The 13,163-nt window shown below is 52.2% G+C and carries 10 protein-coding genes and 1 tRNA gene; 6 read left to right on the top strand and 5 right to left on the bottom strand.

The window, feature by feature from the left end:
- Positions 1-10 precede the first annotated feature (10 nt).
- On the top strand, positions 11-583 hold the full coding sequence (locus tag O2N63_RS14950) for a Stf0 family sulfotransferase (RefSeq protein WP_271055094.1): 573 nt from the start codon (positions 11-13) through the stop codon (positions 581-583).
- 97 nt (positions 584-680) lie between these two features.
- Here O2N63_RS14950 and O2N63_RS14945 read toward each other — a convergent pair whose 3' ends face one another.
- The 3 genes from O2N63_RS14945 to O2N63_RS14935 all read right to left on the bottom strand — a co-directional run bounded on the left by O2N63_RS14945 (position 681) and on the right by O2N63_RS14935 (position 5,563).
- On the bottom strand, positions 681-3,323 hold the full coding sequence (locus O2N63_RS14945; protein WP_271055093.1) for a M10 family metallopeptidase: 2,643 nt from the start codon (positions 3,321-3,323) through the stop codon (positions 681-683).
- Positions 3,324-3,515: 192 nt separating this feature from the next.
- Positions 3,516-4,229, bottom strand: a complete 714-nt coding sequence (locus O2N63_RS14940; RefSeq protein ID WP_271055092.1) for a sugar transferase — start codon at positions 4,227-4,229, stop codon at positions 3,516-3,518.
- A gap of 5 nt (positions 4,230-4,234) precedes the next feature.
- Positions 4,235-5,563 carry a UDP-glucose dehydrogenase family protein gene (locus O2N63_RS14935; protein ID WP_271055091.1) on the bottom strand — a complete coding sequence of 443 codons (1,329 nt, stop codon included), beginning with the start codon at positions 5,561-5,563 and terminating at the stop codon, positions 4,235-4,237.
- A 160-nt stretch (positions 5,564-5,723) separates the two neighbouring features.
- Here O2N63_RS14935 and O2N63_RS14930 point away from each other — a divergent pair, with 160 nt between their 5' ends.
- Together O2N63_RS14930 and O2N63_RS14925 are read left to right on the top strand one after the other, a co-directional pair.
- Positions 5,724-6,335, top strand: coding sequence for a CAP domain-containing protein (locus O2N63_RS14930; protein WP_271055090.1), 612 nt, complete (start codon positions 5,724-5,726; stop codon positions 6,333-6,335).
- 174 nt (positions 6,336-6,509) lie between these two features.
- Positions 6,510-6,707: a hypothetical protein gene (locus O2N63_RS14925; RefSeq protein ID WP_271055089.1), complete on the top strand. Its 198-nt coding sequence runs from the start codon at positions 6,510-6,512 to the stop codon at positions 6,705-6,707.
- Positions 6,708-6,885: 178 nt separating this feature from the next.
- On the opposite strand, the gene O2N63_RS14920 is transcribed toward O2N63_RS14925, so the two are convergent.
- Both O2N63_RS14920 and O2N63_RS14915 read right to left on the bottom strand, forming a co-directional pair.
- Positions 6,886-7,626 carry a YjbF family lipoprotein gene (locus O2N63_RS14920; RefSeq protein ID WP_271055088.1) on the bottom strand — a complete coding sequence of 247 codons (741 nt, stop codon included), beginning with the start codon at positions 7,624-7,626 and terminating at the stop codon, positions 6,886-6,888.
- Entirely contained in the window at positions 7,623-9,668 is a 2,046-nt protein-coding gene (locus O2N63_RS14915; protein WP_271055087.1) for a YjbH domain-containing protein, read from the bottom strand. Before O2N63_RS14915 ends, O2N63_RS14920 begins: the two co-directional genes overlap by 4 nt.
- 272 nt (positions 9,669-9,940) lie before the next feature.
- Between O2N63_RS14915 and O2N63_RS14910 the strand changes: the two genes are divergently transcribed.
- The 3 genes from O2N63_RS14910 to O2N63_RS14900 all read left to right on the top strand — a co-directional run bounded on the left by O2N63_RS14910 (position 9,941) and on the right by O2N63_RS14900 (position 12,787).
- Complete coding sequence (locus tag O2N63_RS14910) at positions 9,941-11,098, top strand: acyl-CoA dehydrogenase family protein (RefSeq protein ID WP_271055086.1); 1,158 nt, start codon at positions 9,941-9,943, stop codon at positions 11,096-11,098.
- 219 nt (positions 11,099-11,317) lie between these two features.
- Positions 11,318-12,406: a CaiB/BaiF CoA transferase family protein gene (locus O2N63_RS14905; RefSeq protein WP_271055085.1), complete on the top strand. Its 1,089-nt coding sequence runs from the start codon at positions 11,318-11,320 to the stop codon at positions 12,404-12,406.
- Positions 12,407-12,710: 304 nt separating this feature from the next.
- Positions 12,711-12,787, top strand: a tRNA-Arg gene (locus tag O2N63_RS14900).
- The last annotated feature ends 376 nt before the right edge of the window (positions 12,788-13,163 follow it).

Here is a 13,163-nt window from a genome sequence, read left to right as displayed (position 1 = left end):
CGCTCCCCTCTTGCCAAATGGCGTTGGAAGAACGGGCGCGCACCGCATCGACAGCAGACAGCGCGCAGCGCGCAATGAGCGCGATGAACGTTTTGTTGGCTTCAAATATATGATCGGTCACAACACTCAGATATTGTACAGGCTTTCAGAATTTCCTGACATAAAAATAGTCTACGTATTGCGCGAAAACAAACTTGCGCAATCGGTTTCTCTATTGAAAGCGTTGCAAAGCAAGCGCTGGGCACATACCCAAAAGGACGACTACGTTGAAAAAAATCAGGCCGGCCCGTTGAATGTCAGTCACCGCTTGCATGAATATGCAACCTATGACGAACTATTCCCATTATGGCTTGAAACGCAGCCCCACGAACACATGACAGTAGAATACCGCCAAATTCTTGAATCGGGATTTGAAGAAAAAATCTGCGCCTTTTTAGGGTGTAATTTCGACCCTTCCATGAAGAGCACTCTAGTCAAACAGAGAAGCAACGAGATATTGGATCGTTTTGAGAAGCCTGGGCGCATCCCAAGATATTTCAACCTGACGGAGCTTGAAAGATGGTTGGGACAAGAAATTGGTTAGATGACGTCATAAGCATTTCTCTGATCGGAATCCTCCTTTCTGCACGATCACTCAGCGTTTCGAATATGCCACTTCAATCCTGAGCGGCATATTCACCCTACACAAACATAAAATCGTCTGCGTTAATCAACCCGATAGCCACATCACTCAAAATTAGCGTGCCATTATCCCAACTCACTCGGACATCGTCACCGGCTGCCGTCAAATTGAGTTCAGAAAACGTGGTATTGGAGAATTTCAATACATCAATGGTATCTTCAAAGTCCGAAATCGTATCGTTTCCACTCAGGGCATTTGCGTTCCAAATAAACGTGTCGCTTCCAGCCTCTCCGTAAAACACGTCATTGCCGCCACCAGCGATGAATTTGTCATTCCCTGCGCCACCATGAATCACATCATGACCATGTGTGTCGTTCTGTGTACTGTCATTGAAGACGTCATTTCCGTCCCCCATCCAGACCAAATCTCTTCCGTTGCCTCCATAAATGGCATCATTCCCGTTGCCGCCGCGAATGGTGTCATAACCCGCACCGCCATAAAGGAGGTCACTTCCAATGCCACCAAGGATCAGGTCTTCGCCAAGCTCACCATAAAACTGGTCATTCCCACCGCCGCCGTTGAAGATGTCATCCCCGTCGCCCCCATAGGCGACATCATGGCCATGTTTATCGTTCTGTGCGTTGTCATGGAATACGTCGTTCCCGCTACCCATCCAGATGGTATCTCGGCCGCTGTCACCGTAGATTGTGTCATTGCCATTGCCACCGCGTAGCGTATCATAACCCGCACCGCCATAGAGCTTATCAAATCCGGCACCACCAAAGATTATGTCATCACCAAGTTCCCCGTGGAACTGATCACCGCTACCCCCTCCATTAATCGTGTCATCACCGGTACCACCACGGACAACATCGCGACCATGGGTATCGCTTTGGGTGTTGTCATGGAATACGTCGTTTCCGTACCCCATCCAGACCACATCTCTTCCATTGCCTCCATAAATGACGTCATTTCCGTTGCCACCTCGAATGGTGTCATAACCCACACCGCCATAAAGACGGTCACCGCCATTACCGCCTAGGATCAGGTCGTTTCCAACCTCACCATAAAACCGGTCATTTCCACCACCGCCATTGAAGGTGTCGTTCCCGTCGCCCCCATAAGCAACATCTTGGCCATGAGTGTCGCTTTGGGTATTGTCATTGAAGACGTCGTTTCCGGCTCCCATCCAGATTCTGTCCCGGCCGTCGCCGCCGTAGATAATGTCTTTGCCGTTGCCGCCGCGAATGGTGTCATAGCCCGCGCCGCCATGGAGCCTATCATTCCCCGCATTCCCGTGGATAAGGTCGTTACCGGCATCCCCTCTAAGGGTATCATCTCCAGAATTACCAATAATGGTGTCATTGCCAGCTCCGCCATTTACTTCGGATCCAGCCGCATGCGCATAAATGCTATCACTCCCGGAACCGCTGGAAACTTTTTCGATCTGCGATCCGATAGCTAAAACCATATTCCCTGAGTAACCTCCTACGTCGCTTATGCGTCCTTCTCGTAGGTCAATTTTCTGTGCCGCCGAGATCGTTGAGAGGTTCAGGGAGTCATATCCACCATTGTCAACGAGCGTAAAAGCCCTGAAAAGACTCGCCGCGTACTCTCCCGCGGGTAGAGGTTTACCATCGAACCAATTGGCAAAGCTGTCGCCCAAGATACCACCTAAATTCGAACCGCTCCCCCAAACTGTGTTGCCAGAATTGACACTAGTAGTCGTGCCGTAGAGTTGGCCGATCGCAGCGATGTCCGCCACCATGGGAGTAAGCGGAATATAGTTATCACCCCTTACGAAAGTATTATCTTCAAGGCTGAAATAGGACATGATCGACATTTGCCAGCTATCGTTAAGGTAGTGGTTGTCCTGTCCATAGGTGGCTGAACCATCATATGTGCCAGCATGCATCAAACCAAGGGCATGCCCGATTTCATGCAGATAGGCGAAATAGGAATAGGAGCCGATACTCGCTCCGTAGGTGATCAGCCAATCCTGCGATACATTGACCGAAGATGAAAAAATTTCCCCCGTATTGATATTAACGGAGGATGGCCCTCCAAACGCCCCGGGTTGGCTGTCATCGAAAGTAATTCCAGCTGCCCCGCTCACTTCGGTAAACGCCAATTTGGTGACGCTGGACCACATATCCAATGCCCAACGGGCCAACTGACGCCCTTCAACGGTAAGTCCTGTCAAATTTACAGAAATGTTGGCACTGGAAAACGCAAGCTCTGTAGCAAGCCCGAAGCCGTGCTCTGCCAACTGATTGACAACTTGATCCACAGTGAAGACATTTGTTGCAACTTCAAGGATGTAGTTTCCGGTTTCAGAAGAATAGCCACTTACATCAAGGTAGTATGTCCCGCTGTATTGAGCTGTATATGTGATGGTGGAAAAGTAGTTTCCGAAGTCTTCGTCAACATTATCATTTGACACAAGAGCGGAACCACTTTCATTCCTCAAAGTCAAAAAACTGTCTGACAATCCGTTGAGTTCACCACCAGTCCCCCAGACGCTAAACACGTAGGACTGTCCTGCGACCAAGTTTACCTCGACCCAGTCATGGTCACCTGCGAATGATATGGTTCCGTGGAATTCATCTCCAACCTGAACGAGTTCAGTTGTCAAAGCGCTACTCAAAGCATCGCCAGTTTCAGTTACAACATTAGGAGTTCGAATTGGATCAACACTCATTCCAATTACCTTGTCAGCTTGGATGCAATGCTAATGTAGTGGTAAAATCCGGCACAATGAAAAATTTAATTGGGAATTTCCCGATCAATTTAATTGCCGTCAGCCCATTTGCGATCACAACACCAAATTAAAAACCGAACATGAAGCACTTCAATATATGAGCCAATTCACAGCATAGAAAACTCGCAAAACTCATTTACTTGGGCGTTTGCCTTTCTTCAGAGCACTTCCTCGCATACGCTGATATATTCTCCGAGCCCGCCGTCCTGGGAGCGGAAGAAACATCGCTGCGGTCAGGTAAAACACGTATAGGTCGAGTCGTAAAGATTTGTGTTTCTGATAGATCAAATCAATGCGCGCTTTTCGGGGAACGGAGCGACGGACATAAGCCTCTTCAGTATCCGCAGGGCTGTGGCATTGAGCCAGTATCCACTCTTCGTGACGGTGGAATACAACCGAAGCAAGCCCGGTAATACCTGGGCGATCACGCAGAACCTTACGATAGACATCCGGGCATTTACGAACATAGCGTGGCTCGGGCGGGCGCGGACCCACGAAACTGATGTCACCTTTCAGCACATTGATGATCTGGGGCATTTCATCCAATCTGGTTTTGCGCAGGAAGCGCCCCAATTTGGTGATGCGCGATGATTTGTGACCGCCGGTCACGCCCTTATTGTTGCGCTCGTGCACAACAGACATCGTTCGAACCTTGTAAAGGCGAAACTTGCGCCGCGCCGATTTCATCCGGATAGATCGGTACAGAAATGGGTGACCGTCACGTGCAATGACAATCACATAGAGCACCACAATCATCGGTACCACGGGCACCGCCAAAATAAAGGCAAGCCCAAGATCAAATATGCGTTTGGCGGTCAGCTGTCCGCTCCCAGTCTCATTATTCAATGGGCTTATGCCCCTTCAAACCCAAACCCCGTGCGTCCAATAGAAGCATAAGCCTCGAATCCAGCGCGCTTGGCATCTTTAGCAGCATATATATTGCGCAAATCCGCTAGTCGAGGGGCAGCCATGCGTCTGGCCAGCCGTTTTAGATCCAATGCCCTGAATTCATTCCATTCGGTCAAAATGACCGCAGCATCGGCATTCTGCACGGCTTTGTAAGGATCATCGATCCAATGCACTCCAGGAAGCAAAGCTTCACCTTCATGTCGGCCCTGCGGATCCACGACCCTGACCTTTGCCCCCCCACCGACAAGAGCAGGCACAATGGTCAGGCTGGGCGCGTCTCGCATATCATCGGTGTTGGGCTTGAACGTCACACCCAAGATCGCGATGGTCTTGCCATTCACCGAGCCGTCGCACATGTCCATGACCTTGTCGATCATCCGGCGCTTCATTTCCTCATTGACTGAAATCACCGTTTCGGTGATTTGCATCGGCAGCCCATGCTCTTGTCCGATCCGAGCCAATGCCTTGGTATCTTTGGGAAAACAGCTCCCGCCATATCCGGGGCCAGCGTGCAGGAACTTGTTGCCAATGCGCCCGTCCAGCCCAATGCCTTTTGACACCTGCTTTACATCCGCCCCAACACGTTCACACAGTGCGGCAATCTCGTTGATGAAGGTGATCTTGGTCGCGAGAAACGCATTTGCGGCATATTTTATCATCTCGGCACTTTCCAAATCGGTGGTCACGATTGGAAAGTCGCGTAGGAAAAGTGGCCGGTATATTTCTTCCATGACTTCAGCGGACGCGTCGCTCTGCACGCCAACGACCACACGATCAGGCCGCATGAAATCATCAATTGCCGCACCTTCCCGCAGAAATTCCGGGTTCGAAGCGACACCAAATTCAAGATCGGGGCGCGCCTTGTGAATAATCTGCTTGATCTTGCGGTTGGTTCCCAATGGAACCGTGGATTTGGTAACGACCACTGTATACCCATCAATCGCGTGAGCAATTTCTTCGGCCGCGGCGTAGACATATGTCAGATCAGCATGACCATCCCCGCGGCGAGTTGGCGTTCCAACCGCAATGAACACAGCGTCGGATGAACGCACCGCTTCTATCAAATCCCCGGAAAAGCTCAGGCGACCGGCTTCCACGTTCTTGGCCATCAATTCCTCAAGGCCCGGCTCGTAGATCGGAACCTCACCCCGGTTCAGCATTTCGATCTTGGCTGGATCCTTGTCGATACAAATGACTTCATGCCCGAAATCCGAAAAACAAACTCCCGAGACCAAGCCAACATAGCCCGTCCCGACCATCGCAATTCTCATAATTACTGCCCTCTTTGTTGAGGTTTTTATTCACCGATTTGGATGCTTCATTCACTGCAAACTGTCAACGAAAAGCGGGTAAAGGGCAAGTTTCTGCCACAGCATTGCCAGATTTTAATGATCCCTTGTTTTGCACGAAAAACCAAGGGAAGGATGTGTCATGCTGAAATCCACCATCATCGCTGCGACACTGACATTGGCGAGCTTGGGCGCCGCCGAAGCCGGTTGCAAACTGCAATCAGTATCTGGTGCGAATGCATCGCTCCCGACCAAAAGGGTCAATGTTTCGCTGCTGAATGCCGCGATTTTGTCAGAGGTGAACTACGTGCGTTGCAAACATGGGCGGGCACCTTTGAAAGCGGCGAAAGGTATGACGAAACAGGCAGATGCCCACAGCAAATGGATGGCCCGGGCGCAGAGACTCACCCATAAGGGACGCAGCACTCTGACAGGGCGCCTGAAAGGATCGGGGGTCCGATTCCGCACAGGCGCCGAGAATATCGGCGTCTTCCATGTCTATCGAATCGATGGGGTAATGACCCGCGACATTGATATCAGAAGCTGCCGAATCGCATATATGGATGGTTCTACAGTGCCGCGTCACAGCTATGCGTCCTTGGCAAAGATGGCCGTGAACTATTTCATGGATTCGCCCAAACACAGAAAAAACCTTTTACATCGGGGTGTTGGGCTTGTTGGCAATGGATCCGGAATCGACCTGAAAGCCAAACGCTGCGGAAAAATCTACATGACACAGATATTTGCGGGCTGAGACACCATGCTGGCGAAGAATAATATGGCATTGCTGCCACAGGGGGTAAATCTTCCGGCAAGTCATTGCACATTATCCAAAACTCCCTTTTCAACACGGGTAAATTGTGCAAAAAACAATCCGAAGGCTCGTCTTGCAGGCGCGGCCCTTTAATTAACTTATGGAGTAAGAGACATGAAAAAAGTGATCGCTCTGGCCGCTGCTGGCCTGATCGCCGCCACCCCGCTGGCTGCTGGCACCCTGGAAACCCCGGTTGTTGAGCCGGAACTGGTTGTTGTAGAAGAAGCTGGTACCTCGCTGAACGGCACCACCGGCGCTCTGCTGGGCCTGGCACTGGTAGGCGGCATCATCGCCGTTGCTTCGGGCACCTAATAGATAGCTCCTTATTATTGGAGCTTCTGAAACGACGGGCCTTTGGGCCCGTCGTTTTTTTTATGCCTAGTGGATTTCATGCCGGGCGTCAGACAAAAAAAATGCCCCCTCATAGGGGACACTTTCCACATTCATCACTTTCAGCGCCAAGCGCGCTTCAGGCTTAATAAAATACGCTTTATCGAAGGGGCTGTACGATCAGATAGCCTACACCCTGACTGATCCATTGCCGGGACTTCAGAATACGGCCCGAGCTCGCCACCCAGTACAAATTCTCGAACTTGATCCCATTGGGATGCGCGCAATCTTCTTTCATCACAACTGCGGCCGAGTTTATCTCACCAATGACCAACCGCTCTGACTTATTCGTCGACAACGTGCATTTCGTGGTGAGTTTCGACGTATGGCCGACACCAGTCAAATGATCATAAACACGATCATAAGAAGCGGGCCTACGCGCAACAATTGCGTTACGGGCTGAGCCCGCGTCAGCGGCCATCAGATCGTCGCCAACACCGCGGGTCGCCACGATCACACCGCTTTTCAGGGTGGTACTTTGCCCTCCGGCCCCCATCCAAGTTACACCTCCCGCATTGGTCTCAATCGGCGTCATGGCCAAGACTGCAGCGTTTGATTCTCGTATCACAAGGTTGATTGGCCCGGGAGTTGCCGCCAACGCCGCCTTCACTGCTGCATTGGGGTCAGCCTTCGCCGTGGATGGCTGAGAAGCATCATCGGAGGACTTGGCTGTCACTCGGGAACTGACATTACTTGCCACACCCTTGATGAATTCCCCCGCAACTTTTGGCAGTTGAGTGGTTTGTTTATCCGAACCACATGCCGCCAACGACAAGACCACACCAGCAATCAACATCCGCATTGGACGCGCCATGACGGAAAACTTCATATCGTTGCTCATCTCCAGAATTTCCCCCAGCGCGACGCCAGAGCATCGCCATGGCCATCGCTTACCCAATCATACAACCGTCCATCAACATCAAGCCGCGCACCGCCATCACGTGAAAGGGAATGGATCTTGGTGACAGATTTTCCGCGTGAAGGTTGGCCAAGCGCCCATTCCAGCGGAATGGTTACATGAATGCCTTTGTCGAATGAGCCTTCCCCGAATTGTTCGGCGGAAACATCGGTGAAGGTTGCAAAGGCCCCGACTTCCCAACCATTGTCAAACTTGCGATCCAGCGCAAAGGTCGCCCCCCAATCACCAACCAGATAACGGCCTGCATGTACTGTTGCACCGAACCCGCTCCCCAGGTCGTAATATGCACTCAGATGCCCGGTCGCCACGCTATAGTCCTGGAAACCAAACAGCTGATTATAGTCGCGCTGTTTGACCCAATTCACCTCAGCACCAAGAGCCAAGCGGCTATCTACCGGTTTCCACAACACTTCCGCGGAAACACCGCCGAACATCGGTTCCAGATACCCTGCGGTGACGCGCCCATACATGTTTTTGCCCAGGCGCGTGTACCAAGAGGCCGTAAGGTGTTCGATTGCAGGGTCTCCATCACGCGCATAGATCAACCGGTGCGAGCGCACCGGTTGCAATAGGGAAGGAGAGGCCTCTCCAACCCCGACATCCCCCCAAATGGATTGCGCGACGGCACCAGACAGCACGAAACCAGGTGTGATTTCATACTTGGCCGACGCCCGGATTCCAAACTCACTTCGAATCGGATTGTCGGGGTCAAACAGGCTGAGTTCCGCGTAAGGTGTGATGGCCCAGCTGAATTTTGGATATTCTCCAGGCGTCAACACCATCTCATCATTACTGGCATTGGCTTCAACGATCTGCGCACGTTCAAAAATTTCGTTGGCGGAAGAATGCTCCAGCGCTTCGATGTCGGAACGCCGCGCAACGACGGTAGACATTGGCACCCCGTTATCCACCAACGTGATGCGGAACACTCCCACCGACGGAGGCATGACACGGGTCAAAAGACGTGCAGCCCGCCCCACCGCCTGTGCAGGCGAGTTATATTTTTTGTTCTGAATTTGAATCTCAACATCCGTAGATGTTAGCGCCATTCCCTGAAGCCGCTGTCCATCTTTGGCAAACGCATCCGCCAGAATCTTTTGCAAGTCACTTTTGTTGCTGGCGTCGTTGATCCATTCCTTGTCCCACCCGGTTGCAGCACGCGGCTTTACCGGAAGTGGGGCAGCCTCAAATCCGGTACGCGAGGCGGGACGTTTAGGGTTAAATGAGAAGGTGAGCTGCCCCCCAATCATGTCGCCATACAGGTAGAACAGGCTCAGGTTCGTTGTCTGTGACCACTTGTAGTCAACCATGAAGTTCAACGGGCTATTCAGCTCAACAATCCCAACTTCAGATTCGCGAAGATACGCGTCGGAAGAGTATTCCGCCTTGAAGGTCAGCTTGTCATTGACTTGGTAGGAAAGCCCGCCAAAAGGCGCGAAATCACCCTTGAACCACTGACTGGCACTGAGCGTGCCGCCTTCACCATAATCCCATGGCGGTCGTACACCAGATAGGGACCCGATTGGATCACGGCTGCCCAAACGCCCCCAACCCAGGCCACCGGTCACACGCAGGCGATTGTCCAGAAAGGACTTGGTCGCAACGACGTATTCCGAGGAATAGACACCAGTGCCAATAAAGTCGTTCAAGCCAACCGAAACGGCAGGCAGGTATTTGCTTTCATTCAGCAGTCGGAACCGGACATCAAAACTGCGGTCAAAATAGTCATATGCCCCGCCACCGCCAAAGTCGCGCATCTTGGTATAGCGGAAACTGGCAGTGATCCGCGGTGTCGCCTGAAAGGTCATCGCCCCACGCGCATGTGGTCCAAAGCTCCCGAAGCTCAACACAAACTCACCGTCTGGCGCCACCTCGGCGGTTGGAAGATCGACCAGACCTGGCAAGCCGGAAATATTATATGAAGTCGTGACAGTGCCCACCTCGGCGACGCCACCAATTGGCATGAGGCTGGCCAAAACACCTATGGCCAAGGAAGTTGAAATGCGCGCCCGCATGTACCCAATCCATTCTTATTAACGTTTCACCCTCCATACTTGAACAAAAGGCACCACGCACCCCCTAACCGAGGCATTTGTCATTTCCATGCAAATTGTCGCCAAATTGCACGCTCATTCCCTTACGTCGGAAGAAGAATTGTAACGTCACGTTACCAAAGCGATCCCAGTCGGGATTACGTTAAGGTCAACGCACACCGCCTAGCAACCCGGAGCGAACAATGTCCCTTCTCACCCCCTCGACCCATTGGGCCAGCGACGAACACCGCATGTATGCCGATATGGCAAACCGCTTTTTCACCGACGAACTTGCCCCCAATATCGAGCGTTGGGTGGATCAGGGCATTGTGGATCGCACCTTCTGGAATACCGCTGGCGAGAACGGCATCATGGGCGGGGCCATTCCCGAAGAATATGGCGGGGCCGGTGGCGATATGGGATTTGAAAGCATCACCATCTATGAGCAGACCCGCACCGGCGATTGCGGCTGGGGGTATGGGATCCAGTCCATCGTGGTGCATTACATCACCGCCTATGGCACCGAAGAACAAAAGGCGCGCTGGCTGCCCGGGCTGGCCTCAGGTGAGATTGTCGGCGCCATTGCGATGACCGAACCAAGTACCGGATCTGATCTTCAGGCCGTGCGCACACGGGCAGAAAAAGATGGCAACCAATATAAAATCAATGGATCCAAAATCTTTATCACCAACGGTCAGGCGGCGGACCTGATCATAACCGTCTGCAAGACCGACACGGATGCCGGATCAAAAGGCATTTCGCTGATCGTGGTGGAACCGGACAAATGCGAGGGCTTCTCGCGCGGAAAGAACCTCAAGAAACTGGGTATGAAAGGCAATGATACGTCTGAGCTTTTTTACCAAGACGTGAAAGTGCCACTGACCAACCTGCTTGGATCAGAAGAAGGCCAGGGGTTTTATCAATTGATGAAACAGCTGCCGTGGGAACGGTTGCTGATCGCGATCCAAGCCCTAGGCGCCATCGATTTCGCACTTGAGCAAACTGTGACATATACGCAAGAGCGCAAGGCCTTTGGGCAACGGGTCATGGATTTCCAGAACACTCGCTTCAAACTGGCCGAATGCAAAACCAAGGCCGAAGTTCTGAGATCTTTCGTCACCGACTGTATCGGCAAACTGATCGACGGCACATTGGACGCCCCAACCGCATCCATGGCCAAGTATTATGGGTCGGAAGTGCAGAACGAGATCATGCATGAATGCCTGCAATTGTTCGGTGGCTATGGCTATATGACCGAATATCCGATTGCCCGCCTTTATGCCGATGCGCGGGTGCAGATGATTTATGGCGGCACCAATGAGATCATGAAGGAATTGATCGCTAGGTCTATTGATGTGTGATGAGGGGTGATGGAGCGCCTGCCGCTTCGCTTCAGGCGCGCTGTCGGCGGCTCACGTCGTGAGCCTGATCTGGGGCTCTGCCCCTCGCCTCTTCGAGGCTCACCCCGGGATATTTTTGACCAGAAAATATCGGGACAGATTGCCAGAATTAACCTAAATCTGGACCCGATGCGACTTTGGTCACATTGAGTATGTGTCAACAGGATTGAGGAACACGACATGGCAGAACACGGCCCTCTTTCTGGAGTGAAAGTGGTTGAAATTCAGGGGCTAGGCCCCACACCATTCGCCGCCATGTGGCTTGCTGATATGGGCGCAGATGTGGTTCGGATTGAGCGCCCCAACCTCAAACCACTTATCCCTCAGAAGGTTGATGTGCTCAATCGCGGGCGCGGCTTTGTGGCGCTGGATCTCAAGGTCGAGGCAGACCGTGAACAGGCACGCGCGTTGATCCGTGAGGCAGACATGCTGATCGAAGGAATGCGCCCCGGTGTGATGGAACGGCTGGGGTTGGGGCCAGATGATTTCCCTGAAAATCCGAAACTCGTGTTTGGTCGCATGACCGGTTGGGGGCAGACCGGGCCGCTGGCGCATACGGCGGGTCATGACATTAACTACATTTCAATCACAGGCGCGCTGCACGCTATTGGCGGCACTCATCCGGTGCCCCCGCTGAATTTGCTTGGCGATTTCGGGGGTGGGGCGATGTATCTGGTGGCAGGAATGCTCGCAGCGCTTCATGCCGCCAAAGAAACCGGAAAGGGACAAGTTGTGGATTGCGCCATCACCGATGGGACTACCCATCTGATGGCCATGACCTACTCGCTTTATGGGTCCGGCCTATGGGTTGATGAGCGTGAAAAGAACCTTCTGGATGGTGGCGCGCCTTATTACACGATTTATCAATGTGCCTGTGGTGGTCATATGTCGGTCGGCGCGCTGGAAGCTAAATTCTACGCCGAGCTTCTGGATCGGATCGGATTGGCTGATGCCGACCTCCCCCGTCAGATGGATGTAAGCGGATGGCCAGAACTTCGCACTGCTCTTGCTAAGAAGTTCGGTGAAAAATCGCGTGACGAATGGGCCTCTATTCTGGAAGGCTCGGATGCCTGCGCTGCCCCCGTCCTGTCCATGGAGGAGGCATCTCAACACCCGCACAATCAGGCGCGCGCTGCATTCATAAAGCTTTCAGAAGTAACCCAACCCGCCGCCGCCCCCCAGCTTGCGGATACGCCGGGAGAGGCAAAGGTCGGTGAAGAAAACACACCACAACCGGTCGGAGATGTTCTTGCGCGGTGGCGGCGCTGATTGCCATGAGACTGTTCAAATTCTTTAAAGTTTTGCGACAACGCCCTTTGAAGAGTTTAAAGTTGAGCTGCCTCAGCCTCATCAAAGTTTAAAGTTTTTGACGGAACAGTGTTGCTGCGACATTTGCGGGCGCTATTGGGAACCCTCAAAGCACGACACCGAAATTTGCAAATCTGTTTAATGGCCGCACGTAGATCCTCACGTTAAAAAATATCTCTACGTATAAGAATTTCTGGAAAATTCGATAATTTTACGTTTTCGCCCTTGCGCCCCACGACGAGACTCAGTAAATCCCCCTCACCGCGCTCTGGTAGCTCAGCTGGATAGAGTACTTGACTACGAATCAAGGGGTCGGGGGTTCGAATCCTCCCCAGAGCGCCATTTTTTCAAAGGCTTAGCCAAAAATGGCTGGGCCTTTTGTCGTTTTGGTACGACTCTGGGTACCACATTGAATGGATTGCCGTGCGAATTGCCGGCTCTCCCGGATTCGCGAATAACAATTTACTAATTAGCCATAAGGTGAGATCCGACTCGACCCCCATTTCACTCATCAAATGCACCCTTCTAAGGACACGCGGTAAATATTGTGGAACTTCAGACGCTCAATCATTAATTGAAATTGGTGAGTAACCCTATAAACTCCCCATTGCGTCATTGTATCAAAAACTGAAAGTCGCATGCGCATAGTCTGTTTCTATGAAGGAGCCGGGTGCGATACGGATATCGCCGATTGCATATCTTAATCGGATCATTGCTT

The sequence above is a fragment of the Aliiroseovarius salicola genome (assembly GCF_027891095.1).
Classification (GTDB): domain Bacteria; phylum Pseudomonadota; class Alphaproteobacteria; order Rhodobacterales; family Rhodobacteraceae; genus Aliiroseovarius; species Aliiroseovarius salicola.
This window is presented reverse-complemented; position numbering and strand designations above follow the sequence as displayed.

What these genes read in the sequence shown, in the direction of transcription:
- O2N63_RS14930 (WP_271055090.1), top strand. Translation starts at nt 5,724, where the DNA reads ATGCTGAAATCCACCATCATCGCTGCGACACTGACATTGGCGAGCTTG.
- O2N63_RS14905 (WP_271055085.1), top strand. Translation starts at nt 11,318, where the DNA reads ATGGCAGAACACGGCCCTCTTTCTGGAGTGAAAGTGGTTGAAATTCAG.
- O2N63_RS14925 (WP_271055089.1), top strand. Translation starts at nt 6,510, where the DNA reads ATGAAAAAAGTGATCGCTCTGGCCGCTGCTGGCCTGATCGCCGCCACC.
- O2N63_RS14935 (WP_271055091.1), bottom strand. Translation starts at nt 5,563, where the DNA reads ATGAGAATTGCGATGGTCGGGACGGGCTATGTTGGCTTGGTCTCGGGA.
- O2N63_RS14915 (WP_271055087.1), bottom strand. Translation starts at nt 9,668, where the DNA reads ATGCCAATTGGTGGCGTCGCCGAGGTGGGCACTGTCACGACTTCATAT.
- O2N63_RS14910 (WP_271055086.1), top strand. Translation starts at nt 9,941, where the DNA reads ATGTCCCTTCTCACCCCCTCGACCCATTGGGCCAGCGACGAACACCGC.
- O2N63_RS14920 (WP_271055088.1), bottom strand. Translation starts at nt 7,626, where the DNA reads ATGAGCAACGATATGAAGTTTTCCGTCATGGCGCGTCCAATGCGGATG.
- O2N63_RS14945 (WP_271055093.1), bottom strand. Translation starts at nt 3,323, where the DNA reads ATGAGTGTTGATCCAATTCGAACTCCTAATGTTGTAACTGAAACTGGC.